Raw genomic sequence first — 26068 nt, 5'->3', positions numbered from 1 at the left:
TGTCTTGCCGGGCCTATCCTGCCTGGGTGTCATCAGATTCCGTTCGACTTGATTCAGGAGCCAGGACAATGTCTCGCCAAGTGATCAATACCGTTCAGGTGCAGGCCGCCGCCGGGCGCTCGGAAGAACTGGGCCGGCAGTTGCAGCAAATCGTCGAAACCCTGCGGGCCTCGCCAGGCTGCGACGCCTATATGGTCGACCGTTGCCCGCAAGACAACGACCGCTGGAACGTCAGCGCCCGCTGGCAATCGGAAGCAGCGATGCAGGCGCATTTCAACTGCCCCGAAGTCCAGGGCTTCATCAGCCTGATCGAAAGCCGCCTGGCTCGCAGCGTGGATTTCAACAGTTTCCCGGTGGTGTGAATGGGCTCATCTCTGGCGTGGCGAGGGAGCTTGCTCCCTCGCCACCGTGGTCTACTCGTCTTTCAATAAATTGGACGTTTGTCCCCGACACCTTGGGGCTTAGGGTGAACGCGAACTCACTCGATACCACAAAGGACCCGCCCCATGAAAACGCTTTATTTGATCGCCGCCCTGAGCCTGCTTCCCGTTGCCGCGCTGTACGCCCACGAAACCGCGCCGTCGGAGAACGTTCAGGTGCTTCAGGAAAAACTGCTCAAAAACCTGCCCGGCAAGAAAGCCATGATGTTGACCGTCGACTATGCACCGGGCCAGTCGTCCATCGCCCACAAGCATGACGGCACCGCCATGGCCTATGTGCTCGAAGGCGCAGTCACGTCCCAGGTCAAGGGCGAGCCGGCCATCACCTACAAGGCTGGCGAGTACTGGTACGAAGCCGCCGGTTCCGAGCATCTGGTATCCAGGAACGCCAGCGCCACCCAACCGGCAAAGCTTTTGGTGTTCATGGTGATGGGTGAGAACGAAGCGGTGCTGATTCCGCTCAAGCAATGACCCATGGCCTCGCTCCCACAGTCGCTTTCCGGTGGTAGCGAGCCTGCTCGCGAAAGCGGGGGGGGGCAGGCCGAAACCTTTATCCTCAAAATGCGCCCTACCGAGCCGACGCGACCATGAACGAGATGACCCATGACATTCACATCGCCGCCGAGTCGATGTCCCAACCGCGTGCGTTGGTGTTCCTCGCCTATCCGCAAATGGGCCTTCTGGACCTGACCGGCGCCCAGACCGTGTTCTGGGCCGCCACCAAAGCCATGGCCGAACGCGGCCGGCCGGGCTATCGGATGCACACCGCAAGCCTGGCCGGCGGGCTGATGCAGACCGCTGAAGGCCTGGTCGTCGAGACGGCGTCCCTGCATCAGTTCGACGACGTCATCATCGACACGCTGATCGTGCCCGGTGCCCCGAACATTCGTCAGGCGATGATTGACTGTGTCGAGCTCGTGGACTGGCTGCGCGCGGCCTCCACCAGGGCCCGGCGCACGGCGTCGGTGTGCAGCGGGACCTTCCTCATGGCCCAGGCCGGCTTGCTCGATGGCCGCCGTGCCGCCACGCATTGGGCCATGTGCGAGATGCTCAAGAGCGGCTTCCCATTGATCGAAGTGGACCTGGACGCCATCTTCATCCAACAGGACAAGGTCTGGACCTCCGCGGGGGTAAGCGCCGGCATCGACATGGCCCTGGCGCTGGTGGAGGCCGACTGCGGTCGCGACGTGGCCCTGCAAGTGGCCCGGGAACTGGTGGTGTTTCTCAAGCGGCCCGGTGGACAGGCACAGTTCAGCCAATTGTTGCTGTCCCAGACCCAGGACAGCGCCGGGTTCGATGAATTGCACGCCTGGCTCGCCGAGCACCTGAACGAGGCCGACCTGACCATCGAACGTCTGGCCCGGCAGGCGCGGATGAGCCCGCGCAATTTTGCCCGGGTCTACAAGCGCCAGACCGGACGAACGCCGGCCAAGGCCGTCGAAATGTTCCGCCTCGAAGCCGCGCGAAGGTTGTTGGAGGACTCCGAGCGCAACATCGACCAGATCGCCCGCTCGTGCGGCTTCGGCGACGAGGAACGGATGCGCCATACGTTCCAGCGGCATCTGTCGATCTCACCGCGCGAATATCGCAGCCGGTTTTCCCTTTGAGAAGGCTTGCGCGATCGCGTCAGGCCACGCGCCGGGCTTGCGGCGCCGACTGGGCCTGCTCGGCGATGAACGCGCAGCAACGAGAACGCAGCCAGCGCTCGCCTGGATCATCATGGGAGGCACCTCGCCAGACCATCGACAGCTCATGCTCAGGCAATTGGACCGGCGCCGGCTCCGCCCGCAAGCCTGCGACTGCCGCCATGGCCCGGGCCACATAGTCGGGCACGATGGCGATCATGTCGCTGCGATCCAACAACACGGGCAATGCGCTGAATTGCGGCACCGTCAGCACCACCCGCCGCTGCCGGCCTACCAGGCTCAACGCGCGGTCCGAATCATCGATGACGTGGCCCATGGATGAAACCACCGCGTGGGGTCGGCGGCAAAAGTCGTCCAGGGTCAACTCGCCGGGACGCGAATCGGCCCGCAGCAGCATCGGCCGGATCGGGCGCAGCGCCTTGCGCCGGGCGTTGGCCGGCAGTTCCAGGGTATGGCTGATACCGAGGGAAATTTCCCCACTGACCAATAACTGGCACATCTGCCATTGATCGGTGCGACGCACCACCAACGTCGTGCCCGGCGCCTCGACCCGCAGGCGGCGCAGCAAATCCGGCAGCAGCGCGTACTCGACATCGTCGCAAAGGCCTATATGAAACGTTGCCTCGCTGGTGCCAGGGTCGAACGCCTGGCAGCGACTCAAGGCGGCGGCGATGCCGTCCAAAGCGGGTGAAAGGTTGGAAAAAATCTCCCGGGCCCGAGACGTCGGCTCCATCAACCGCCCGGTCCTGACGAACAGCGGGTCGTCGAACATCAAGCGCAAACGCGCCAGGGCCGCACTGATGGTCGGTTGCCCGAGAAACAGCTTCTCGCTCACACCTGTGACATTTCGCTCATGCATCATGGTTTCGAAGACAACCAGCAGATTGATGTCAGCACGACGCAGGTCATTTCTGTTCATCATGGTAGCCATTCCAGGCACAGGGCCAATGAGTCAGCAAAGAAACGTCGTGCCTCGGGCCGTTTGCACGGTTGGACAACGACGACGTACCAGGAAGGTTATGCCAGAGCCTCTCCGGTGTCTGTTGTACTGGGGGACACCGGACTCACGCTTTGGGTAGATTCATTGATACGTGGGTATGCATCGACAACCGGCCGGGGTTGGCAGTAATTCAGGGATTTATGTCCTACCCGATGCCAGGGGCAACTTCTAAGATCCCAAATCAATGCCCCGTCTCCTCGGGCTGCACCGCAAAACAGAAGGTCTGCGCCGTGCCCACACCCGCCACGATGTTCAAGAGTGTCTATGACAGCTTCCGGTACATCCCATGCCCGATGGGCGGGGAGCCATCGATGGGCATCAGCGCCCACCCACTGGTCAACGCCTTGGGCTGGGCCGTGGGCCTGGTGGTGGCCTGCGGGATCGTCATCATCAATTCCGAAACCCATTCCGACCTGGCGCCGACGCTGCTGTACATTACGTTGCTGCTGATGGCGGCGAACCTGTTTTCCATCAACCTGGTGATCACCGTAGCGCTGATGTGCATGTTTTTGCTGACGGCGATGTTTGCGTACAACGGTGGCTATCACCGCTGGGAGTCAATCACTGGGTTCTTTCGTTGCCTGACGGCCCTGTCCGCCATTGCGTTTCTCGCGTTGCGCAGCAAGCAGGCCGCGGACCGCCTGCGCCACAACCAGGCCTACCTGATCAACGCCCTGATCGCCAGCAAACACGCCGAGCAAGCGTTGTCCCGCGCCCACGCCCAGTTGGCCCACGTCACGCGCCTGACGTCCCTGGGAGAGATGGCCGCCTCGATTGCCCATGAAGTCAACCAGCCGCTGACCGCCATCACCAGCAGCGGCGAGGCCTGTCGTCGCTGGCTCGATCGCCCGGTTCCGGACCTTAAGGAAGCCCTCGACGCGCTGGACCGGATCGTCACCAATGCCTGTCGCGCCAGCGAAGTCATCAATCGTACACGAGCGATGGCGCGCAAATGCGACCCTCTGCGTCAGCCTGAGCTACTGGACGACATCGTCAACGAGTCGCTGAACCTGGTGCGCCAGCAGTTGGCTCATCACAAGATCAGCCTGAAGGCGAACCTCGCGGCAAAGGCGTGCCAGGTCAACGCCGACCGGGTGCAACTGCAGCAAGTGATCATCAACCTGATCATCAATGCGTGCCAGGCGATGGAAACGATTGACTCGCCCGATCGGATCCTGCGCATACGCACCTGGACGCAGGAGCACGAGGTGCTATTGGAGGTGGCGGACCGCGGGATCGGAATCTCCGACGAGATCCTGCCTTCTTTGTTTACCCCCTTCTTCACCACCAAGGAAAACGGCCTGGGCATCGGGCTTTCCATTTGCCGCTCCATCATCGACTTCCATGACGGCAGGATCTGGGCCGCCAGCCCGGCTGGCCAAGGCACCTCGTTCACGTTTTCGTTGCCATTGCTAACCCCTGCCCGCCCCGCCAAGGACGCCGCCCATGAACCCAAGCCACACCCCGAACCCTGCCTTCACCGCTGAGTCAATCGTTTACGTGGTCGATGACGATGCGTCGTTACGCCAAGCACTCCGCAGTCTGCTACGGTCCATCGACCTGCGGGTCGAGCTGTTCGACTCGGTGGCAGACTTCATGCGCCATCCACGCGCCGACGGGCCCAGTTGCCTGCTACTGGATGTGCGCCTTCGCGGCACCAGCGGCCTCGACTTCCAGCAACAGCTGGCGAGCGCCGACGTTCACCTGCCCATCGTGTTCATGACCGGCCATGGCGATATCGCCATGACGGTACGGGCCATGAAAGCCGGCGCAGTGGACTTCCTGACCAAGCCGTTTCGTGAACAGGACCTGATCGATGCGGTGTCCACCGCCCACCAGCGCGACCGCCTGCGTCGCGAGGCCGAGCACAGCCAAAAGGCGCTCCAGGACCGCCACGCCAGCCTCACCGCCCGGGAACGCCAAGTGATGCTCCTGGCTGCGTCGGGGTTGATGAACAAACAGATTGCCGGGCAGATCGGCTTGAGCGAAATCACCGTCAAGATTCATCGCGGCCAGGCCATGCGCAAGATGGGCGCGCGCTCGTTTGCCGAGCTGGTGCGCATGGCCCAGGCATTGGACCCGGGGCGCGGTCAGTGAAAGTTCATACCCACGTATACTAGGCGCGGCTTTTGTACCGCGTATCTTGCAGTGATAGGGACGCCTTTATGGCGTCCTGACATTACTGCCAGGTTTCGAAATGTCCGACACCGCAATTATTTCAATTATCGATGACGATGAATCGGTTCGAGTTGCATTGGATGGTTTACTGCGCTCCCACGGTTATCGCGTCAAGACTTACCCCAGTGCTCTCGATTTCTTGTCTTCAGCTGGCTATGTGAATACAGCCTGCTTGCTGTCGGACATTCAAATGCCGGGGATGACCGGGATTCAACTGTGCGATGAGCTTCGTGCCCGTGGCATCGAGATTCCGCTTATTTTCATAACGGGCCTGCCTGCCGTACCGCCGCGAACCCGCTCGGACGGGATGAGCCCGGTGGCGGTTTTTCCCAAGCCGTTTGATTGTGGTGAGTTGATTGCCTGCATTGAATCGGTGATGGGTGGCGAGGGGTAAACGCGGTTGCGGTGGCCTCTTCGCGAGCAGGCTCGCTCCCACAAGCGTAATGGGGTGCGCATCGTTCTGCGGCTGCTGAAAATCCACAACCCAACGATTTTAATACCTTCGTATAGCCCTCCTAACACCCACGCATGCCGCCACTGACCCTATGTAGAAGTGCCGCGGCTCCCGCCGACGAATACCATTTCCAATAGCGAACCGAAGCTGAATGCGCCTAATGATTCACCCCATCAGGCCAAGCACTTCCGGGCGTTTCGCAACACGGTCACGCTGAAACATCAAACAAATTCAACGTATCGACTCAGTCTTCGGGAGCACCTCATGAAACAGCAAATCTTGATCGTCGGCGCCGGTTTTGGCGGTGTATGGAGCGCACTCAGCGCGGCTCGCCTGCTCGACCAGCATGATCGCAATGACGTACAGATCAGCGTCCTGGCGCCCCAGGCGGAGTTGCGCATCCGCCCGCGTTTCTACGAACCCGACGTCCACACCATGATGGCGCCGTTGGCCGGGTTGTTCGACGCGGCCGGGGTAAATTTCGTCCAAGGCTTTGCCGAGAGCATCGACGTCAACCGCAAGCAGGTCGGCTATCGCGACGTGTTTGGCGGCCAAGGCACGCTGGGCTATGACCGGCTGGTACTGGCAGCGGGCAGCAAGCTGGTTCGCCCCGACCTTGAGGGCATGCTGGAGCATGCGTTCGACGTCGATGAGATCGAACAGGCGACGCGCCTCGAAGCCCACCTGAAATCCCTCGCCACCCTGCCCGACAGCCCCGCTCGCAACACCGTGGTGGTGGCCGGCGGCGGGTTTACCGGGATCGAAACCGCCACTGAGATGCCCGCCCGCCTGCGCGCCGTCCTGGGCAGCGACGCCAATATCCGCGTGATCGTGGTCGACCGGGGGCCGACAATCGGTGCGGCGCTGGGCGAAGGAATCAGCCCTTCGATCATCGAAGCGTCCGACCACCTTGGCATCGAGTGGATGCTCAATGCCTCGGTCGAATCGGTGGATGCCGGCGGCGTCACGCTGTCGGACGGCCAGCGCATCGAATCCAGGACCGTCATCTGGACCGTCGGTTTCCGCGCCAGCCCGCTGACCGAACAAGTGCCCGGCACCCACGATCGCCAGGGCCGGCTGCATGTCGACGGGAACCTGAAGGTGCTCGGGCAGAGCGATATCTTCGCCACCGGCGACGTGGCCTACGCCGCCACCGACGACCTGGGAAATTACGCGGCGATGTCCTGCCAGCACGCCATCGCCCTGGGCCGCTACGCGGGCAACAACGTGGCAGCCGATCTGCTGGGCGTCGCGCCGATGACCTACAGCCAACCCAAGTACGTGACGTGCCTGGACCTTGGCGCCTGGGGCGCGGTGTACACCGAAGGTTGGGATCGCCAGGTCAAGTTGGTCGGACAAGAAGCGAAGGACCTCAAGACCCAGATCAACTCTGTGTGGATCTACCCACCCGCCGCCGACCGCGCCACCGCACTGGCTGCCGCGGATCCATTGATCCCTGTCGCCTGATCCCAATGCCCTGAAACTCACGCGCCAACCGGCCAGTCCCTCCTTCTGTGCCGGACTTTCCCAAACGCCTGCCAAGGTTTTTTCGGCGGGCGTTTTTTATGCCCGTCCGACAAGCCAGCCTGGATATCGCCACTGCCTAGCAAAATCCGTTGCAACGCCCGTCGCGCTGCGCAAGCGGCTCACGGTAAGGTAGGCAAAATCATCCGGACCGAGGTGTGCCGTGGCGTCCTACTCCCTGCGTCAGTTGAAGTACTTCGTCACCACCGTGGAGTGTGGCAGCGTCGCCGAAGCCTCCCGCAAGCTGTATATCGCCCAACCGTCGATTGCCACGGCGGTCAAGGGCCTGGAAGACAGTTTCGGCGTGCAGTTGTTGATCCGTCATCACGCCCAGGGCGTCTCGCTGACGCCGGCCGGTGCGCGTTTCTATCGAAAGGCCCAGGAGCTGCTGCGCATGGCCCGGGAATTCGAACAGAACGCGTTGGCCGACAATGACGTCGTCAGCGGGCAGATCGACATCGGCTGCTTCGAGACCGTCGCCCCGCTCTACCTGCCACGGCTGATCGCCGGTTTTCGCGAGCGTTTTCCTGGCGTGGAGATCCGCGTGCAGGACGGCGAACAGCAGGAGTTGGTTCAAGGCCTGACCGGTGGACGTTTCGACCTGGCGATTTTTTATGAGCACGATCTCGACAGCACGATCGAAACCGAAGCGCTCACGGCACCGCAACGGCCGTACGCACTGCTGCCGGCCGGACACCGCTTTGCCAATCAATCCCAGGTATCGCTTCGCGACCTGGCGCTTGAGCCGATGATCCTCTTGGATGTGCAGCCCAGCCGCACCTATTTCGTCAGTATTTTCGAGGAGCTGGGCCTGACGCCAAACATCGTCTTCAGCTCGCCCTCCATCGAAATGGTGCGCGGCATGGTCGGCCAGGGATTTGGTTTCGCCGTGTTGGTGACCCGCCCGCAATCGAGCTGCACCTACGACGGACAGGACGTGGTGTGCGTCAGCATCGCCGAGGACGTAACCGGTTCGGCCCTGGTGGCCGGCTGGCTCAAGCGCGCGCACCTGACCAAGCCGGCGCAGTTGTTCGTGGATTACTGCAAGGAGCAGTTCGGGGAATGGCTGGCGTAGACCGGCGAGTCTCATACCTCCTTGGCGAGGGAGCTTGCTCCCGCTGGGCCGGTCCGACGCCTCGGGCGCAGCAGCCCCAAAAGCCTGACGCGGTCCACCTGCTACACCGCGATCACAGGGTAAAGGGGGTGCTTCGCACCCCAGCGGGAGCAAGCTCCCTCGCCACAAGAGCGGTTCGATATTAGGTTGGATACTAGCGAGCCGCCCAGGCGTTGAAGCGCTGTTCCAGCTCTTCGCCATGGTCGACCCAGAACTCCGCGTCCACCGCTTGCGCCTGTGCCAGGTTGGCCTCGGCGGTGGGCAGTTGCTCGCGGACTTCAGCGGGCAGCAGGCCCAGTGTCTGGCGATGCACCGGTCCGTAGGGGATGTTCTCCGAGAAGACTTTCTGGGTCTGCGGCTGGCTGGCGAAGGCAATGAATTTCTCCGCCAAGGCCTTGTTTGGCGTGCCTTTCACCACCGCCCAATATTCCGGGTCATACAGGCTTTGCGGCCAGACGATGCTCAGTTTCATGCCCTCTTTCTGCGCCGAGGCGATGCGACCGTTGTAGGCTGCGCTCATCGCCACATCCCCGGCCACCAGCCATTGCGCCGGCTGGGCGCCCGCCTCCCACCACTGGATATTCGGCTTGATCTGGTCCAGCTTGGCAAATGCCCGCGCCACGCCTTCCGGCGTATTCAAGACCTTGTACACATCTTCTGTCTTGACGCCGTCCGCCAGCAAGGCGATTTCCAGGGTGTACTTGGCCCCCTTGCGCAACCCACGCTTGCCCGGGTATTCGGTCACGTTCCAGAAATCGGCCCAGGAGGTGGGTGCCTTGGCGAGCTTGCTCTGGTCATAGGCCAGGACCATCGACCAGACGTACGTGGCCACGCCGCACTCAGTGAGCGCTCCCGGAACGAAATCCGCAGGCTTCCCTATGGCCGCCGGGTCGAGTCTTTCGAACAAGCCTTCCTCGCAACCACGCAGCAGTTCGGGGCTCTCCACTTCGACCACATCCCAACTGGTATGCCCGGCCGCGACCATCGCCTTGATCTTCGACAGCTCGCCGTTGTACTCGCCGGCCACGATGTTTCCCGCACCGCTGGCGTTGAAGGGTTGGAAGTAGGCCTTGTCCTGGGCCAACTTGGTGGCGCCGCCGAATGAAATCACGGTCAGGCTTTGTGGCGCGGCCAGGACGCTGGTACTCAGCAACGCCAGGGCACACGCCATGTTGTAACGCAAGGATCTGGACATGAATCGGTTCCTCGAAAATGCCGGCTCGCCCGCACGAGCCGGCGACGGACTCAGAGGCGACCGTAAGCGCGGGCGGTGCGGTCTACAGCAATACGGGTCTTGTCGACCAGTTCATCGATATCGGCATGGCTGGCCACGAGCGCCGGGGCCATGATCATCCGGCCCAAGGTGGAGCGAATGATCAGGCCCTCCTCGAAGCCGAAGGTGCGGCATTGCCAGGCCATTTCGTTTTCGTTGGCAAAGCGCTTGCGGCTGTTCCTGTCTTCGGCCAGTTGCAGGGCCGCGACCATGCCGGCGCCCTGGATCTCGCCGATCAGCGGGTGCCCGTCGAACGTTTCCCGCAGGCACCGTTGCAAATACGGCCCCGTGTCGTCCTTGACCCGTGTCACGATGCCCTCGTCGCGCAGGGCCTTTAGGTTGGCAATCGCCACCGCGGCCGCCACCGGGTGCCCGGAATACGTCAGGCCGTGGGCGAACACGCCGCCCTGCTCCACCAACACTTCGGCCATGCGTTTGGACAGGACTAGGCCACCCATGGGGATGTAGCCGCTGGTCAGGCCCTTGGCGATGGACAATGTGTCGGGCTCGAAGCCGAAATACTCATGGGCGAACCATTCGCCGGTGCGACCGAAGCCACCGATGACTTCGTCGGCGCACAGCAATACGTCGTACTGCCGGCAAATGCGTTGGATTTCCGGCCAGTAGCTCTCTGGCGGAAAAATCATGCCGCCGGCCCCCTGGAAGGGTTCGGCCACGAACGCCGCGACATTCTCGGCGCCCAGTTCGAGGATTTTCTCTTCCAACTGCCGGGCCGCCCGCAGGCCAAACTCGGCTGGGGTCAGGTCACCTTCGTGGGCGAACCAGTACGGCTCGTCGATGTGCGCGACATCCGGGATCACCCCGCCCATTTCGTGCATGAACTTCATGCCGCCCAGCGCCGACGCGCCCAGGGTCGAGCCGTGATAGCCGTTCCAGCGACCGATCATGATTTTCTTCTGCGCCTTGCCGAGGATCTGCCAATAGCGGCGCACGGTACGAATCAGCACCTCGTTGGCCTCGGAGCCGGAGTTGGTGTAGATGGCGTGGCTGTAATGATCCGGCAGCAGGCTGAACAGCAGCTCGGACAGCTCCACCACGGCCGGATGGGTGGTGTGGAAGAACATGTTGTAGTACGGCAATTGCTCCAACTGACGGCTGGCCGCTGCCGCCAGGTCCTGGCGCCCGTAGCCCAGGTTGGTGCACCAAAGGCCCGACATGCCGTCCAGATAACGCTTGCCATCGTTGTCCCAGAGCGCCAGCCCTTCGCCACGGACGATGACCCGTGGCCCTTCGGCATTGAGGGCTTTCTGGTCGAGAAACGCATGGATGTGGTGCGCCGCATCCAGCGCCTGATATTCGCGGGTGCTGCGGTTCGGGTTCAATGGCGCGTTCATTAAAGGTCTCCTTTGTTGATCTTGTCGGTTTCGGTGCCCTGGACAGACGCCAGCGGCTCGGGCTTGAACAGCGGTTTGCCCATCACGCACTTGACCCACACCAGCGCGATCAGCGAAACGATGCCCAGCACCGCGCCAGCGCTGGCGAAGATCGGAACAGTCATTTCAGGGCTGGGGGACACGTGCCAGATGGCAAAGAGCATGCCGGCGATGCCGAACAGCTGCGGCACCGGGTAGAACGGCGTGCGAAACGGCCGGTGGACATGGGGATAGCGGCGCCGCAGGGCAATCACGTTGATGTGAGTGATGACATAGGCCAGCAGCCAGGCCAGGGCCGCCGCCAGAAGCAAAAGGTTGATGGCGTCGGGCGTGTCGTGCATCAGCAGCAGCGGCAAGCCGGTAACCAGCGCCACGAACAGCACCGCCACCCAAGGAGCACCGCTGCGCCTGCCCTGGCGCTTGAAGATGCCGAACGCCTGGCCGCTACGGGCCATGCCCAGCAACATGCGCGGTATGGCAGCGAGGGAACTGTTCAGCGTACTGCACGTTGCGGTGATGGCGGCGGTCACCAGGAATACCTGCCCGGCCTCGCCGAACACCGAAGTCGCGAACAGATAGTGCGGCAAGCCATTGCTGGCGAGCTCAGCCTGGGGAACGGTGAGCAAAGCGCCCAGGCAATACAGGCAGATAATGACGAAGATCACCGTCAGGCCAATCATCATCGAGGCCGGGATGTTGCGTTCCGGACGGCGGGTTTCCTCGACCAGTGGGCAGACGAATTCGGCCCCGACAAATCCCCACACCGCCATCGCGGTCAGGGCAATGACACCGAGCCCCATGGGGTTCCAGCCCGTAGCCGCCACCAACGTCGATACGCTGCCTGCCCCATCGCTCGCCAAGGCGCCGAGGCCCATGACCAACAGCATCACCGTCATGACCAGGGCCAACACCGTTTGAAGCCGAGAGAAAATGTCGATGTTGAACAGGTTGAGCACAGTGAACAGGCACAGCACGCCAACCGCGACACTCAACGGCGGCATCGAGTGCGGGTAGACCTTGTCGATGATGAACTCCATCAGCAGCAACTCCGCCGACAGGGCGAACATCGCCACCACCACGTAACCGGAAAACGTCGCCAGGATCGCCGGGAACTGGCCGATGGCGACTTCGGTGTAACTGCTCAGGCTGCCTGCGCGGGGAATCATCAAGGCCAGTTCGGAAAACGAACAGGCGTAGCTCAGGGCCAACAGCCAGGCCAGGGCCAACGGAATCACGAAGCCCAGTCCGGCGATCCCGGCCCCTTGCAGCATCAGCACCATGACGCCCTGGGAAACCACCAGGCCCACGGCGACGGCCAACAAGGCGCTCAGGCCCAGCCGTTTGCGGGGGCCGACCTGCGATGGCGTAACGGTTTGTAGCGGCACGCTTGAGGAACTGTCCATCGGTTGCTCCGTTTTCTTTTTTTAGGGAGAACAAATCGATTGCGAACGACGACCTGGACCGCGGTCAGCTGCGCAGCTGGATCCAGGTGGTCTTCAGTTGTGTGTATTTGTCGAAGGCGTGCAGCGACAGATCGCGTCCGAAGCCCGATTGCTTGCCGCCGCCAAAGGGCACGGTGACGTCGAGGGCGTCCACGGTATTGACCGACACCGTGCCCGCGTTCAAACGCCGCGCCACACGGTGGGCCCGGTTCAGGTCGTCGGTCCACACGGAGGCCGCCAGGCCGTAGATGTGTTCGTTGGCCATGGCGATGGCCTGCTCTTCGTCATCGAACGCGCTGATTGCCAGCACCGGCCCGAACACCTCTTCATGGGCCAATTGCATGGTTGGGCGCACGTCGGTGAAGATCGTCGGTTCGATGAAATTGCTCGACCCATTAATGTTCAGTTGGCGTCCCCCACACACCAGGCGTGCGCCTTCAGCCTTGGCCTGCTGGATGTATTGCATGACCCTCGCGGTCTGACGCGCATCGACGATAGCGCCGGCAGGGCTCGCAGGGTCCAACGGATCGCCGGGTTGCCACAGGCGAGCCTGTTCCACCAGGCGTTCTACGAACGCGTCGTGAATCGACCGTTGGACCAACAACCGCGAGTTAGCCGAGCACACTTCGCCTTGGTTGAAGAAGATTCCGAACGCGGCTTTGCGCGCCGCCAGGTCGAGGTCCTGACAATCGGCAAACACCAGGTTCGGGCTCTTGCCACCGCACTCCAGCCAGACCTGCTTGAGGTTCGATCGGGCCGAGTACTGCATGAAATATTTACCGACCTCGGTCGATCCGGTGAACACCAGCGAATCGACGTCCGGGTGCAAGCCGAGCGCCCGCCCGGCCTGCTCGCCCAGGCCCGGCACGACGTTGAGCACACCCGGTGGCACGCCTGCCTCGAGGGCCAGTTCAGCCAGGCGCAGGGCCGAAAACGGCGATTGCTCCGCCGGCTTGAGCACGACACTGTTGCCCGCCGCCAACGCTGGCGCGACTTTCCAGGCCGCCATGTCCAACGGAAAATTCCACGGCACCACCGCCGCAATCACGCCGAGCGGAACGCGGGTAATCGTGGCGAGGACGTTCGCCGCCGAGGGCGCGACCTGGTCGTAGAGTTTGTCGAGGCTTTCGCCATACCAGGCAAAAACATGGGCGGCACCCGGCACGTCGATGTTCCAGGCATCCATGACCGGTTTGCCCATGCTCAAGCAATCCAGCAGCGCCAGTTCCTCGCGATGAGCCAGCATCAACTGAGACAAACGCAACAACACGGCCTTGCGCTCGCTGGGCGCCATGCGCGCCCAAGGGCCCTGCTCGAATGCCATGCGTGCGCTTTTCACGGCAAGGTCCACTTCCGGTTCAGCGCAGGCCACGACATTGGCGAGCAACACGCCGTTGGCGGGGTTGATCACTTCGAATCGGGCGCCATCGAGGGCTTCGTGGGGCTCGCCGTCGATCAGGGCGCTGTCGCGCAGGCGCACTTGAGCGGCACGCGCCTTCCAATCATTGAATTCGTTCACGGGTATTTCCTTGGATCAAACGTCATTGGGTTCGCTGAGGTAAACCGCCAGGCGGTCCATCAAGCGATCGCAGGCAGCCATTTGCTCGACGCTCACGTATTCGTCGGGTTTGTGGCCTTGGTCCATGCTGCCGGGGCCGCACACCACCGTTGGGATGCCGGCCTGGTGGAACAGCCCGCCCTCGGTGCCGAACGCCACGGTGCCGAAACCGTCGTTGCCGCACAGCCGGGCCACCAGGCGCGCGGCCGCGCTGTGCGGCGAGGTCGCCAGGCCCGGGTAAGCGGACAAGGGTTCGAAACGAATGGCGGTGTCGGCGTTTATTGCCTTCATCCTGGGCAGCAGCGTCTGTTCGGCGTAATCGCGCAACTGCTCGACCACTGCCTGCGGGGCGAAGTCCGGCAAGGCGCGCACCTCGAAATCGAAGCGGCAATCGGCCGGGACAATGTTCAATGCCGTGCCGCCCTGGATCACGCCGACCTGTACGGTCGAATACGCCGGGTCGAAACGCGGATCGTGTCGTGAGGGCTCGGCCAGCTCCGCACCGATCTCACCCAGATGGCCGATCAAGCGCGCCGCCTGTTCGATGGCATTGACCCCGTAAGGCGCATAGGCGGAATGGCAAGGCGCGCCCTTGACGTGGCAACGCATCGCCAACTTGCCCTTGTGGCCCAACACCGGTCGCAGCTCGGTGGGCTCGCCGATCAGGCACAAGGCCGGTTGCGGGACGCGTTGCGGCAGGACTTCCAGCAGGCCGCGCACGCCCAGGCAACCGATTTCTTCGTCATAAGAGAACGCCAGGTGTACAGGACGCTTCAACGGGCTGGACAGGAATGTCGGCACCGCAGCCAGCACCGAGGCCAGGTAGCCTTTCATGTCCGCCGTACCGCGTCCGAACAAATTGCCGTCCCGCTCGCTAAGGCGGAACGGCTCCGCGGTCCAGGCTTGCCCGTCCACCGGCACTACATCAGTGTGCCCGGACAACACCACGCCGCCCGGCACCGACGGGCCGATGCTCGCCAGCAGGTTGGCCTTGGTCCGTTCCGTGTTGTAGATCAGCTCGCTGGTCACGCCCAGGCCGTGCAGGTAATCGCGAACGAACTCGATCAACGCCAGGTTCGAATCGCGGCTGACCGTGGCAAAGCCCACCAGCTCGGCGAGTAATGCACGGCTGCGCAACTCACTCATCGCCCGGCACCCCGTAGCTGGGCGCCTGGGTTGGATCGAGGGCGCGAGTGAGGTAGTCCTGCAACTGCGGCTGATAGGCGAGCCAGAGTTTTTCCAGTTCGCCGATGGGATTTTCATCCGCCCAATCGACCCGTAGATCGACGATTGGCCAGGTCAGGTCATCCACCACCGACAACGCCGCCGAATGCACCGCCCCGGCTTCTCCGCCTGCGGCCTGGCCCGCCTGCAACGCGCTCAACAGGCGGGACGCGAGGCTGCCCTCACCCTGTTCGAATGCCGTGACCATTGCGGCAATGACCCCGTCGCCCGCCAGCAGGTTGCCGGCCGCCACACACTGTTCGCCGACCCCGGCGCCATGGACGCCCAACGCGTGGCGACCGCTGAAAACCGCCGTGCGCCCCTGGGCATCCACCACGGCCACCTGGCGATACTCGCTGTAGCCGTTGCGTGCCAGGGCACGGTCCAGCGCCTCTTGGGCCACCGAACCGGCGGCCAATTCGTCGAGGATCTGCGGGCCCAGCGCCGGCAATGTGATGTTCTGGCTCGACACCGCGCCAACCCCTGCCCGCAGCCAGGGGCAACGGGCGCCGACGGCAATGCTCGACGAGCTGATGGCGATGCCCAACTGGCCGGTTTCGGCGCAGCGTCCGACGATGGAAAACGTCATGTCGTGCTCCTTATTCGGGGATGACCGCGATCACATCGATTTCCATCAGCCACTGCGGCTGGCCGAGGGCACTGACCACCAGCCCGGTGGAAATCGGGAACACGCCCTTGAGCCATTTGCCGACCTCCTGGTACACCGGCTCGCGGTAGCGCGGGTCGATCAGGTAGGTGGTGGTCTTGACGATGTGGCTCAGGTCACTGCCGGCTTCTTCCAGCAGTTGCTTGACGTTGCGCATGGCCTGTTCGGCCTGGGCCCGCGGATCGCCGAGGCCCACCAGCTGGCCGTTGAAATCGGTGCCGACCTGCCCACGGACGTAAACGGTATTGCCCGCGCGCACGGCCTGGCACAGGTCGTTGTCCAGGGTCTGGTTGGGATAGGTGTCCTTGGTGTTGAACATGCGGATGCGAGTGTGAGTAGGCATCAACGAACTCCCGTCAGGCTGGTTTTCAAAGGTTGCGAAATGCGCTGGGATGCATCGCGGTAGTCGAGATACGTGCGCTGTTTGACGATGTGGTCGGTGATATGCCGGGCGTCGTGCCACACGCCCCAGATGAACGCCGACCCCCGGCGCGACAGCCAAGGCAGGCCGACAAAATAGAGGCCAGGTTCGCTGCAGACCCCACGCTGATGCCGAGGCTTGCCATCGGCTTTGAACGCATCGACGTTCAGCCAGCTGTAATCCACCGAGTACCCGGTGGCCCAGATGATGGTGCTGACACCCGCCTCGACCAGGTCCAGCTCAAGGATCGGATGGGTCATGCATTCAGGATCGGGCAATAGCCGGCGCGCCTCGGGCTCGGGCGGCAGGTCCAGGCCATTGCGCTCGATGTAGGCATCGGCGGCGTCGAGCAACGCCAGGTAGTTTTCATCGCCACGGGCGACGTTTTCGGCAAGGTTGGATTCGAAACTCACTACGTGGCCGTTGAACGCTCGGGTCAGGCCCACCAGCGTGATGCCCTCGTGGGCCAGCCGGCGGAAATCCACGGTGTGGCCGCCCCGGGCGCCACTCACAGCGATGGTCACATGCTCCTTGCCCGGCTTGACCGCCTCGGCATCCCACTCGCCCAGCACCCCGAGCCACCAGCAGAAATCCCGATTGCGATAGGCGCGTGGCGGACGATCATGGGCACCGACAGAGAGGTAGACCTGCTTGCCGGCACGCTGCAATTCATCGGCGATCTGCACCCCCGACGACCCCGCCCCCACCACGAGCACGGCGCCTTCGGCCAACTGCCCGGGGCTGCGGTATTGCGCCGAGTGAATCTGGGTGACCGCAGGCATCTGCGGCGCGATGGGCGGGATGACGGGACGTTGGAAGGGCCCGGTGGCGACCACCACGTTAGTGGCTTCGATCACACCGTCGGAGGTATCAATAGTAAAACCTGGGCGACCGACAGTGCGCTCGACCTTGCGCACTTCCACACCCGTGCGGATCGGCGCGTTGAACTTGCGGGCGTAGGCTTCGAAGTACTCGGCAACCTGGTCCTTGGAGGCGAACGCATCGGGATCCAGGCCGTCGAATTCCAGCCCAGGAAAGCGGTCATGCCAGGCCGGGCCGTTGGCGACCAGCGAGTCCCAGCGCGCCGTGCGCCAGGCCTCGGCGATGCGGTCGCGCTCCACCACCAGATGCGGCACGCCTTGGCGGCTCAAATGTTCACTCATGGCGACGCCGGCCTGGCCGGCGCCTATTACAAGCGTATCGATGCGTAGGGTTTCAACGGGCATGTCTTGGCACTTCCGGCAGAGGGTTTGGCTCAAGTCGGCGTGTCGCCGCCTCGGGTTCCGGTTTCTTGTTGTTCTGCGATTGCAGCTATCGAAACAAGCTGTCGAGGCGATTGTGTTGGCAGGCGGGAATTTACGAAACGAGGGTTTTTGTTGTGGCTGGGAAGGAAAAAACTGGTTGGAACAAAATCGCGCCAGGCAGGGGCGGTTCACCCGGCATTGGGCCTGTGGAAGCGCCCGAGGCAATTGTCGCCGACTTGGATAGAGCACGTTCAAACCAAAACCACTGCGTTGGTATTGCGGCAATACACGCACCAACCGGCCAGTTTCCAGGCTGCTCAGGGCTGACGGCAGCACGGCGATGCCCAGCCCCGCCACCGGGCCTGGCGCAAGGCTTGCGCGGTATCGGCGTTGAAGCGGCTGGGTATCTGCACTTCTCCTTCATTGCCATCGGGGCCAACCAGGCGCACCGATGCCTACGGCGGCTCGATCGAGCATCGCGCACGCTTCCTCAAAGAGGAGGTCAAGTCGGTGATCGAGGACTTTAGCGCCGGCCGCGTTGGCGTTCGCCTGTCGCCGATCTTCAATTACTTCTCAGGCGACTTTCGACCACACGGCCCGGATGCTCAGCCGTTATGGCTTGGCGTACCTGCACATCGTGGGGCGGCGAAGGACCGTTCGATTTCCTCGAACTCAGCGCCGCTTCGGCGGGCCCTATATCGCCAACGGCGGCTACAGCGTCGAACGCGCTGGCACGGCCATCAGTGAGGGCACCGCCGACGTGGTGTCATTTGGAACACCGTTCCTGGCACACCTGGATCTGGTGGAGCGCTTCCGATTGGGTGAGGCGTTGAACGCGGCCGATCCGGCCACGTTCTATCAGGGCGAGGCGCAGGGTTATACGGATTTATCCGACACTGACCGGGCATCAAGGGCAACAGTAAGAACCAAAGGTCATGGCTGAACCCTCGTGGTGTCACGAAGGTTTTGTTTTCAGGCAGTCGCATCTTCCGGTTCGATTACCGCAACAATCTCCGGAACGTAAGCAAAACCCGCTGCCTCCCAATCCCGCCAGCCTGGTGTTTCGTCCGGCAACCACGGCGACGCAATCGGTGCGATCCGCACGGCCGTCCATTTGCCTTGCACTTGAACCTCCTCATACCACCCCGCTTCGACATAGCCAGCCATTTCAACGGCCAACGGCATGAAGTTTCCTGCGCGGGCGAGGGGTTCAAGCTTCCAGTCCGGCAGCAGTTTTTTCCGGACCCGGGCGAGACGTTTTGATTGCAATTCAGATAACACAACGGGCAGTTCATCATATTGACAGGTACGCTGGTTGGGCACCTCGCCTACGAACTTGGTGAACCCCAGCGATTGATACTTGGCGGCGAGCGTATCCATCTCTTCTCCCGTACGCACATGGAATTTGATTGAACCCAAATCCAGTGCGCTGTCGGTGAAATTCACCTGGGAGTCCATTTGCGCCAGGATATAGAACTGAGCGGGAAAGACCGCTTCCTTGAGATTCTTGTCTTCAATAATGTTCCAGCGGCAGGTCTTGTTCAGCCTCCAGGTATCCGGTGATGCGGTGCTCTTGATTTCCAGTGTCACGCCCCAGCTCAACTGCAAATCAAATACATCACCATGAGGTTGCACTTGGTAGAACTGCTCGATGCTTCGGGTCAGGTCACCTTTGCGAGGCGTGTAGGTAGTTAACGTCCTGACCGTATCTCCGACGATGTCATCGTTGTTGGCGATCAGCTTTCTGGCCACCAGATATTCGATCAGCACACCTCGCAGAACCGGTACGTTCATGTTGGAAAAAGCCCATTGCCAAAAGTCGTTGGCCGTATGAGGCGTAGCTGATTCACCAAAGGAAAAGGTGGTTCCCGCGTCGAGAAAGCGCCTTAGATTTTCGATTTGCATTGCGTCCCTGCCATCCCACCAAAATAGAGGCAAAATGATGGCACACCCAGTGACCGATAGCTATAACGACGTTCACTCATTGCACAGGCCTGTTTAAAAGCTCGTGCAGAAACAGCGGCAGCATCAAGCGAAAGAAGTAACCGCTAGGTGCTTTCAGGCACATCGATCTGCAACGCCACCACCCGCCTCGCCACCGGCCCCACCGACGTGGCCGTCGCGGCTTCGACCAGAGCATCCACGGCTTCTTCGGCCAGGGTGGTCACCGGGTGGGAGAGCACCGCCTGGACCAATCCGGTTTTCAACGCCTCCCGGGTCAGCGGCGTCAGGTCATGGCACACCACGACGGGCAGGCGCAGCTGTTGCTGCTGGAGGCTGCGCAGGGCCCGCAATACCCCGGCGATGCCGCCGCCGGCCACGTAAAGCCCCGCCAGGTCGGGTTCTGCCGTGAGCAGGTCGACGGTGTTGCCATAAGCAAACTCGTCGTCCTCCAGGGTCAGGCGCGAGGCGAGCAGCTCCCATTCGCCGGTTTGCTCCGCCAAGTAGCTGCGAAAGCTCAATTCGCACAATTCCTGGCATTGGAAACGCTGGCTGCTGAGCATGACCGCCGCTGGCCCGGGCTGCCTGGCGAGGCGGCTGATGAACCAACCGGCGGTGCGTCCCGTGAGGCGATTGTCGAGGCCGGCGTAACCAGTGCCGGCGCCGCTGGACAGTTCCGAGAGCAGCGCCACGACCGATATGCCTGTCGCGCGCAATTGGGCCACCGCCTCACGCACCTTGGGGTGATCGACCGCCACCACGCCAAGGCCGTCCACCTGGTCACGCAAGGCGAGGATGTGTTGGGCCACGTTGACCGGATCAAGGTCGTCCAGGTAACCAATGACCACGCGAATCCGCGCTCGCGTGCAGGTGGCGGCGGCGTTTGACAGGGCGTGGGCCAGCCCCTGATAGAACGGCACCCCGCTTTTCTGCAACAGGAACCCCAGACGCAGGGTGGGACGGTCGTTGAGCACACGCTGCTCGATCACCCCCTTGGCATGGAAGCCCAAGCGCCCCGCCGCTGCCGCGATGCGCTGGGCGGTGTCGGCACGCACGTCGGCGCGCAGGTTCAGCACCCGGTCCACCGTCGACAGGCTCACACCGGCTTCCCGGGCGACATCGGCCATGGTGGGGCGCAATTTTCGGCGTGGTTGCTTTGACATGTCTTGACACCTCTTTTCGCCATCATGAGGGGTTCTGACACATTAAGCCATCTCCCCATGGCCCGCTCCACAACGAGGCAATAGCATCAGCCCAAGACAAAAACAACAACACAGCCGGAGTGCTTCAAATGGCGATCCACATCTGCACGGCGCCTTGCTGCTGGGGCGTCGATGACATCAAGAACGCGTTTCTGCCACCGTGGCGACGGGTGCTGCGCGAAGCCGCCGATGCGGGCTATCGCGGCATCGAGCTGGGGCCCTATGGTTATCTGCCGCTGGAGGCGGAAATCCTCAATCCAGCACTGTCGGAGCACGGCCTGCACATCGTCGCGGGAACGATTTTCGATGACTTGGTAAACCCAGCCAATCTGCCCGAACTGCTGCGCCAGACCCACTCCATCTGCGGCTCACTCAAACAACTGCCGCCCTTGAAACCCCAGCCCGGCCAGCGCTTCGGCGGGCCCTACCTGGTGATCATCGACTGGGGCCACGACGAACGCGATTACGCGGCCGGCCATTCGGACCGCGCGCCACGCCTGGACGACGCGCACTGGAACGCGATGATGGCGCATATCCGCGCCATCGCCGCCCTCGCCTGGGACACCTATGGCATCCGCGCCGTCATCCATCCTCACGCCGGCGGCTACATCGAATTCGCCGATGAGCTGGCGCGGCTGGTGGATGACATCCCCCACGACATTGCCGGGTTGTGCCTGGACACCGGGCACCTCTACTACGCCGGCATGGACCCGCTCGCATCGCTGCGCACCTACGCCCATCGCTTGGACTACCTGCACTTCAAAGACATAGACCCGGCGGTCTTCGACCAGGTGCTGAACGAGCGCATCCGCTTCTTCGCCGCCTGTGCCCGGGGCGTGATGTGCCCGATAGGACGCGGTGCCATCGACTACCCGGCCCTGCATGGCCTGCTGCGTGAGCTCGGCTACCAAGGCGCGATTACCGTCGAACAGGAACGCGACCCGCGCAACGCCGCCACCAGCCTGGACGACGTGGCGGCCAGCCGCGCCTATTTGGCCGGCATCGGCTTCTGACCAAAGGAGGACCACACTCATGATCAATGGCAGCAAAACCCTTGGCCGGCCCCTGCGCTGGGCCATGATCGGCGGCGGCGAGCACAGCCAGATCGGTTACATCCACCGCTCGGCCGCCCTGCGCGATCGCAACTTCGAACTGGTCGCCGGCGCGCTGGACATCGATCCGGGCCGTGGCCAGGCCTTCGGCGAAGCGTTGGGGATCGACCCGGCGCGCTGTTATCCGGACTACCTGAGCTTGTTCGAGCTGGAAGCACAGCGGCCCGACGGCATCGAGGCGGTGTCGATCGCCACCCCCAACGGCACGCACTACGCCATCACCCGCGCCGCCCTGGAAGCCGGCTTGCATGTGGTTTGCGAGAAACCGCTGTGCTTCACCCTCGACGAAGCCGAGGCGTTGCGGACCCTGGCCAGGTCCCGGGGCCGTATCGTCGGCCTGACCTACGGCTACGCCGGGCACCAGTTGATCGAACAGGCGCGGGCAATGATTGCAGCCAAGGAGCTGGGGGAGATCCGCATGGTGCATATGCAGTTCGCCCACGGTTTTCACAGCGCGCCGGTAGAGGCTCAGAGCCAGGCGACGCAATGGCGCGTCGACCCGCGCCAGGCCGGGCCCAGTTATGTGCTGGGGGATGTCGGTACGCATCCGTTGTATCTGTCCAAGGTGATGCTGCCCGAGCTCAAGATCAAGCGCTTGATGTGCAGCCGGCAGAGCTTCGTCGCCAGCCGCGCGCCGCTGGAGGACAACGCCTACACCTTGATGGAGTACGAAAGCGGCGCGATGGGCATGGTCTGGTCCAGCGCGGTGAATGCCGGTTCCATGCACGGCCAGAAAATCCGCGTGATCGGGTCCCGGGCGAGCCTGGAATGGTGGGATGAGCGCCCCAACCAGCTCAGTTTCGAGATCCAGGGCCAGCCCGCGCAAACCCTGGAGCGCGGCATGGGCTATCTGCACGACGACGCCTTGCTGGACGACCGCATCGGTGGCGGTCATCCCGAAGGGCTGTTCGAGGCCTGGTCCAATCTCTATCGCCGCTTCGCCGTCGCCATGGACGCCGCCAACCGTGGCGACGTCCAAATGCTGGCCGCGCTGCGCTATCCCGACATCGACGCCGGCGTGGACGGCGTGCGCTGGGTGGAGCGCTGCGTGGAATCGGCCAACAACGATTCAACCTGGATCGCCTATTAACCTGCTGCCACAGGTAACCAATGTTGATCAACGGAGAACAACAATGAAAATCGCCCTCGATCCCTACATGCACCGCCACCTGAGCCTGCCGGACCTGTGCCGCAAGACCGCCGAGCTCGGCTACCAATACCTGGAACTGTCGCCGCGTGAAGATTTCCTGCCGTGGTGGGTTCGCCCTCGCGCCCACAAGGAACGCATCACCGAATTCAAGAAAGCCCTGCGCGACCATGACCTGCAACTGGCGTCGCTGCTGCCGATGTACCGCTGGGCCAGCCCCCACGAGGACGAACGCCGGGCGGCGGTGAACTACTGGAAGGAAGCGATCCAGGTTGCCGTGGAGATGGGGTGTACGACGATGAACTCGGAGTTCGGTCGCGGGCCGTCGCCCGATCGCGGGCACAAGGTCAGCTGCTGTGGCGGCATGCACAGCCATGAGTCGAGCGAAGCGGCCTGGTGGCGCTCGATGGAAGAGCTGGTGCCGATCCTCGAATCCGAAGGCGTTACCCTCAACGTCGAGCCGCATCCGGAGGACTGGTGCGAAACCCTTCAGCCGGCCCTGGACATGCTCAAGACCGTCGGTTCAGACAACGTGAAGTTTTTGTACTGTGCCCCCCACACGTTCTACTTCGGCGATGACATGCAAGCCATGATCGCTGAAGCCGGGTCGATGATCACCCATGTCCACATTGCCGACACCTACAACCACAAGGCCTCGTCCGGCCTGCGCTATATCGTCAACCCACCCGGAGCCAAGGTGACGGTGCATCAGCACATGGACATGCACCAGGGCGAGATCGACTGGGACCTGTTCTTTGGCGAACTGGCGAAGACCGGCTTCGACGGCATCGTCACGGCATGTGTGTTCGGCTGGGAGGAACGGGCCGATGAATCCGGGCGTTTCATGCGCCAGGAGATCCAGTCCTACGTCGACAAATACTTCAGGTAACTCAGGCCTGTCACGGTAGCAACGGCACGATCCGCGGCTCGATCCCCTGCTCGCTGACCTCCAGCAACGCCAGCGTCACCGGCAACTTGAACCGCCGCCGGCCGGCGCTGCCGGGGTTGAGGTAGAGCCGCTCGCCACGCCAGTCGATCAGCGGCTTGTGGGAATGGCCGGTGATCACCACCCTTACAGCTGGATCGAGCGTCGCCGGCACATCGGCGATGTCATGGACCAACAGCACCTGCCACCCGCCCAGGTCGAATTGCAACTGATCGGCGATCTGTCCCGCCCAGTCGGCCTCCAGGTCGTTGTTCCCACGTACCACGTACAGCTCGCCGATGGATGCCAGGGCTTCCAGGATCTGGTGGCTGCCGATATCACCGGCATGAATGATCCTCTCGCAGCCTTGCAGCGCGTCCAACGCCTCGGGGCGCAGCAAGCCGTGGGTGTCGGATATGACGCCAACTTTCATGAACCTTCCCCTTGTGCCGTGTGTCGTCGGCTGTATAGGCCTCGTCGCAGTTAGCTAACGTGCTGAAATGGAATAGGATAGGCTGCGCGCTGCAAGCGCACAGACCCGTCGTGTAGAAGGATAAGCCAATGCTCGGAAGCAAACAGCCAGAGCCCAGGATTGAAAGCCCCGATCAAGCGTTCCCGCAGGCTATGCGAGCCGGGGCGGCGTTTCGGCTGACGGTCAGTTTCATGCTCGTGGTCGTCATGGCCTTCCTGGCCGTCGAGGGCTGGCGCACATGGCGCGATTATCGCGCGGCCTTCGCTTCCGCCCGCGACTCGGTCACCAACCTGGCGAGGGCAACCGCCCAACACGCCGAAGACGCCATCCGCCAAGTGGACGTGCTCACCGCCGCCCTTGCCGAACGAGTGGAAGGCGACGGGCTGCAAAACATGGACATTGCGCGTATCCACAAGCTGCTCATCCAGCAAGCCGCGATCATGCCGCAACTGCACGGCTTGTTTATCTACGGCCCGGACGGTCAATGGCTGGCGACAGACAAGGACGTGATACCGGAAATGGCGAACAACGCCGATCGAGACTACTTCCAGTACCACCGCACACACCAGGACCGTGGCGTGCGTATCGGCGAAGTGATCAAGAGTCGTTCCACCGACGACTTGATCATTCCTGTCTCGCGCCGCTTGAACAACCCCGACGGCTCTTTCGCCGGCGTGATGCTCGGGACCGTCAAGGTCAGCTATTTCGTCGACTATTACGGTGACTTCAAGATCGACGACAAAGGCGCGCTGGTGCTCGCATTGCGCAGTGGCACGATCCTGGTACGACGGCCCTTCGTCGCCTCGGTGATCGGCAAGAGCCTGGTCAACAGCGTGATCTTCCGTGAGCACCTGCCAACCTCCAACCAGGGCGTGGCCGAAGCCCGGGCGGTCGTCGACGACACCGAACGCTTGTACGGCTACCGGGCCCTGACCACCTACCCGCTGGTGGTGGAAGCCGGTTTGTCCCGCGAATCGATCGTCGCCCCGTGGCGCCGGGACTTGTTCAAGACCAGCCTGGTGCTGATATTCCTGATCGCCATCCTGGTGGGTTTCGGGCTCATCGTGTTGAGCCAGCTGCGCTACCGCATGACCATGGAAAAGCAGATCCGCAGCGCCCACCAAGCCATGCGGGACATGGCCCTGACCGACAGCCTGACCGGCCTGGGCAACCGTCGGCGGCTAGACAGCGCCCTGGCCGATGAGCTGCGCCTGGCCAAGCGCCAGGGTTCGTCCTTGGCCCTGATCATGCTCGACGTCGACTACTTCAAACGCTTCAACGACAAGTACGGCCATGCCGCCGGCGACGACTGCCTGCGGGCGATTGCCGGCGCGATCGGGCAGACGATCAAGCGGCCCGGGGATCTGGCGGTCCGCTACGGCGGCGAGGAATTCACGGTGTTGCTGCCCAACACCGACAGCACTGGCGCCGCCCAGGTCGCGCAACAAATCCTCGAAGCCGTCAGGGCCCTGAACATCGAGCATGGCGATCATCCCCTGGGCATCGTCACCATCAGCGCGGGCATCAACACCTGCCAGCCGAGCAGCGAGGACGTGAGCCCCGCCATGTTGATCAAGGCCGCCGACGCGTTCCTGTACCTGGCGAAGAACACCGGGCGCAACCGCTGGTGCAGCATCGGCGCCGCCCAGGGCTGACCGCGTATCGGCTCATTTCCCCCGACACAGGCTTG

General features: G+C 62.8%; 25 protein-coding genes and 2 pseudogenes. 14 read left to right on the top strand and 13 right to left on the bottom strand.

Features of this window, described 5'->3' with window-relative positions; genetic code table 11:
• Window positions 1-68 precede the first annotated feature (68 nt).
• From J3P90_RS12535 to J3P90_RS12525, 3 genes are all read left to right on the top strand, one after another.
• Window positions 69-362, top strand: a complete 294-nt coding sequence (locus J3P90_RS12535; protein WP_420763837.1) for a putative quinol monooxygenase — start codon at window positions 69-71, stop codon at window positions 360-362.
• Between the two features lie 144 nt (window positions 363-506).
• A complete protein-coding gene (locus J3P90_RS12530) occupies window positions 507-911 on the top strand; it encodes a cupin domain-containing protein (RefSeq protein ID WP_420763836.1) in 405 nt (134 codons plus the stop codon).
• 116 nt (window positions 912-1027) lie between these two features.
• Window positions 1028-2047 carry a GlxA family transcriptional regulator gene (locus J3P90_RS12525; protein WP_420763835.1) on the top strand — a complete coding sequence of 340 codons (1020 nt, stop codon included), beginning with the start codon at window positions 1028-1030 and terminating at the stop codon, window positions 2045-2047.
• A 19-nt stretch (window positions 2048-2066) separates the two neighbouring features.
• Here J3P90_RS12525 and J3P90_RS12520 read toward each other — a convergent pair whose 3' ends face one another.
• Window positions 2067-3008, bottom strand: a complete 942-nt coding sequence (locus J3P90_RS12520) for a LysR family transcriptional regulator (RefSeq protein ID WP_434676484.1) — start codon at window positions 3006-3008, stop codon at window positions 2067-2069.
• A gap of 389 nt (window positions 3009-3397) precedes the next feature.
• Between J3P90_RS12520 and J3P90_RS12515 the strand changes: the two genes are divergently transcribed.
• The 5 genes from J3P90_RS12515 (at window position 3398) to J3P90_RS12495 (ending at window position 8317) form a co-directional block, all read left to right on the top strand.
• A complete protein-coding gene (locus J3P90_RS12515) occupies window positions 3398-4573 on the top strand; it encodes a sensor histidine kinase (RefSeq protein ID WP_434676575.1) in 1176 nt (391 codons plus the stop codon).
• Window positions 4533-5183, top strand: coding sequence for a response regulator transcription factor (locus J3P90_RS12510; RefSeq protein WP_434676483.1), 651 nt, complete (start codon window positions 4533-4535; stop codon window positions 5181-5183). Before J3P90_RS12515 ends, J3P90_RS12510 begins: the two co-directional genes overlap by 41 nt.
• A gap of 100 nt (window positions 5184-5283) precedes the next feature.
• Window positions 5284-5658 carry a response regulator transcription factor gene (locus J3P90_RS12505; RefSeq protein ID WP_434676482.1) on the top strand — a complete coding sequence of 125 codons (375 nt, stop codon included), beginning with the start codon at window positions 5284-5286 and terminating at the stop codon, window positions 5656-5658.
• 324 nt (window positions 5659-5982) lie between these two features.
• Entirely contained in the window at window positions 5983-7185 is a 1203-nt protein-coding gene (locus tag J3P90_RS12500) for an NAD(P)/FAD-dependent oxidoreductase (RefSeq protein ID WP_434676481.1), read from the top strand.
• A 220-nt stretch (window positions 7186-7405) separates the two neighbouring features.
• Window positions 7406-8317 carry a LysR family transcriptional regulator gene (locus J3P90_RS12495; RefSeq protein ID WP_420763830.1) on the top strand — a complete coding sequence of 304 codons (912 nt, stop codon included), beginning with the start codon at window positions 7406-7408 and terminating at the stop codon, window positions 8315-8317.
• Window positions 8318-8510: 193 nt separating this feature from the next.
• Here J3P90_RS12495 and J3P90_RS12490 read toward each other — a convergent pair whose 3' ends face one another.
• The 9 genes and pseudogenes from J3P90_RS12490 to J3P90_RS12450 form a co-directional block, all read right to left on the bottom strand.
• Window positions 8511-9527, bottom strand: coding sequence for an ABC transporter substrate-binding protein (locus J3P90_RS12490; protein ID WP_434564110.1), 1017 nt, complete (start codon window positions 9525-9527; stop codon window positions 8511-8513).
• A 74-nt stretch (window positions 9528-9601) separates the two neighbouring features.
• Entirely contained in the window at window positions 9602-10984 is a 1383-nt protein-coding gene (locus J3P90_RS12485) for an aspartate aminotransferase family protein (RefSeq protein ID WP_434558970.1), read from the bottom strand.
• A complete protein-coding gene (locus J3P90_RS12480; protein ID WP_434676480.1) occupies window positions 10984-12426 on the bottom strand; it encodes an APC family permease in 1443 nt (480 codons plus the stop codon). Before J3P90_RS12480 ends, J3P90_RS12485 begins: the two co-directional genes overlap by 1 nt.
• Window positions 12427-12490: 64 nt before the next feature.
• Complete coding sequence (locus J3P90_RS12475; RefSeq protein WP_434676479.1) at window positions 12491-13984, bottom strand: aldehyde dehydrogenase; 1494 nt, start codon at window positions 13982-13984, stop codon at window positions 12491-12493.
• Window positions 13985-13999: 15 nt separating this feature from the next.
• Complete coding sequence (argE, locus tag J3P90_RS12470) at window positions 14000-15169, bottom strand: acetylornithine deacetylase (protein ID WP_434605870.1); 1170 nt, start codon at window positions 15167-15169, stop codon at window positions 14000-14002.
• The gene (locus J3P90_RS12465; RefSeq protein ID WP_434676478.1) at window positions 15162-15836 is read right to left on the bottom strand and encodes a DUF1028 domain-containing protein; all 675 of its coding nucleotides are present in this window, start codon (window positions 15834-15836) and stop codon (window positions 15162-15164) included. The genes argE and J3P90_RS12465 overlap by 8 nt, the downstream gene beginning before the upstream one ends.
• Before the next feature lie 10 nt (window positions 15837-15846).
• Window positions 15847-16257: a RidA family protein gene (locus J3P90_RS12460; protein WP_003201555.1), complete on the bottom strand. Its 411-nt coding sequence runs from the start codon at window positions 16255-16257 to the stop codon at window positions 15847-15849.
• Window positions 16257-17561 carry a flavin-containing monooxygenase gene (locus J3P90_RS12455; protein WP_434676574.1) on the bottom strand — a complete coding sequence of 435 codons (1305 nt, stop codon included), beginning with the start codon at window positions 17559-17561 and terminating at the stop codon, window positions 16257-16259. The genes J3P90_RS12460 and J3P90_RS12455 overlap by 1 nt, the downstream gene beginning before the upstream one ends.
• 228 nt (window positions 17562-17789) lie before the next feature.
• Window positions 17790-18025: pseudogene (locus J3P90_RS12450) on the bottom strand (LysR substrate-binding domain-containing protein); the annotation flags it as partial.
• On the opposite strand from J3P90_RS12450, the pseudogene J3P90_RS12445 reads away from it, so the two are divergent.
• Window positions 17970-18083 (top strand): annotated as a pseudogene (locus J3P90_RS12445) (hypothetical protein); the annotation flags it as partial. The pseudogenes J3P90_RS12450 and J3P90_RS12445 sit on opposite strands and share 56 nt — an antisense overlap.
• 97 nt (window positions 18084-18180) lie before the next feature.
• Window positions 18181-18522, top strand: a complete 342-nt coding sequence (locus J3P90_RS12440; protein WP_434611699.1) for a hypothetical protein — start codon at window positions 18181-18183, stop codon at window positions 18520-18522.
• A gap of 29 nt (window positions 18523-18551) precedes the next feature.
• Here the strand turns inward: J3P90_RS12440 and J3P90_RS12435 are convergent, their stop codons facing one another.
• On the bottom strand, window positions 18552-19484 hold the full coding sequence (locus J3P90_RS12435; protein ID WP_434605873.1) for a hypothetical protein: 933 nt from the start codon (window positions 19482-19484) through the stop codon (window positions 18552-18554).
• Window positions 19485-19627: 143 nt separating this feature from the next.
• Complete coding sequence (locus J3P90_RS12430; RefSeq protein ID WP_434676477.1) at window positions 19628-20683, bottom strand: LacI family DNA-binding transcriptional regulator; 1056 nt, start codon at window positions 20681-20683, stop codon at window positions 19628-19630.
• Between the two features lie 128 nt (window positions 20684-20811).
• On the opposite strand from J3P90_RS12430, the gene J3P90_RS12425 reads away from it, so the two are divergent.
• The 3 genes from J3P90_RS12425 to J3P90_RS12415 are packed head-to-tail and all read left to right on the top strand — an operon-like array spanning window position 20812 to window position 23870.
• On the top strand, window positions 20812-21735 hold the full coding sequence (locus J3P90_RS12425) for a TIM barrel protein (RefSeq protein ID WP_434676476.1): 924 nt from the start codon (window positions 20812-20814) through the stop codon (window positions 21733-21735).
• 19 nt (window positions 21736-21754) lie between these two features.
• Window positions 21755-22924 carry a Gfo/Idh/MocA family protein gene (locus tag J3P90_RS12420; RefSeq protein WP_434676475.1) on the top strand — a complete coding sequence of 390 codons (1170 nt, stop codon included), beginning with the start codon at window positions 21755-21757 and terminating at the stop codon, window positions 22922-22924.
• A 43-nt stretch (window positions 22925-22967) separates the two neighbouring features.
• On the top strand, window positions 22968-23870 hold the full coding sequence (locus J3P90_RS12415) for a sugar phosphate isomerase/epimerase family protein (RefSeq protein WP_434558988.1): 903 nt from the start codon (window positions 22968-22970) through the stop codon (window positions 23868-23870).
• 10 nt (window positions 23871-23880) lie between these two features.
• Here J3P90_RS12415 and J3P90_RS12410 read toward each other — a convergent pair whose 3' ends face one another.
• Window positions 23881-24339: a metallophosphoesterase family protein gene (locus J3P90_RS12410; RefSeq protein WP_434647547.1), complete on the bottom strand. Its 459-nt coding sequence runs from the start codon at window positions 24337-24339 to the stop codon at window positions 23881-23883.
• Window positions 24340-24467: 128 nt separating this feature from the next.
• Here J3P90_RS12410 and J3P90_RS12405 point away from each other — a divergent pair, with 128 nt between their 5' ends.
• Entirely contained in the window at window positions 24468-26033 is a 1566-nt protein-coding gene (locus J3P90_RS12405; RefSeq protein WP_434676474.1) for a sensor domain-containing diguanylate cyclase, read from the top strand.
• Window positions 26034-26068: the final 35 nt, after the last annotated feature.

The organism is Pseudomonas sp. D3-10, assembly GCF_051132175.1.
Lineage (GTDB): Bacteria > Pseudomonadota > Gammaproteobacteria > Pseudomonadales > Pseudomonadaceae > Aquipseudomonas.
Note: the sequence above shows the minus strand (reverse complement) of the source record. Positions and strands in the feature narration are given on the sequence as shown.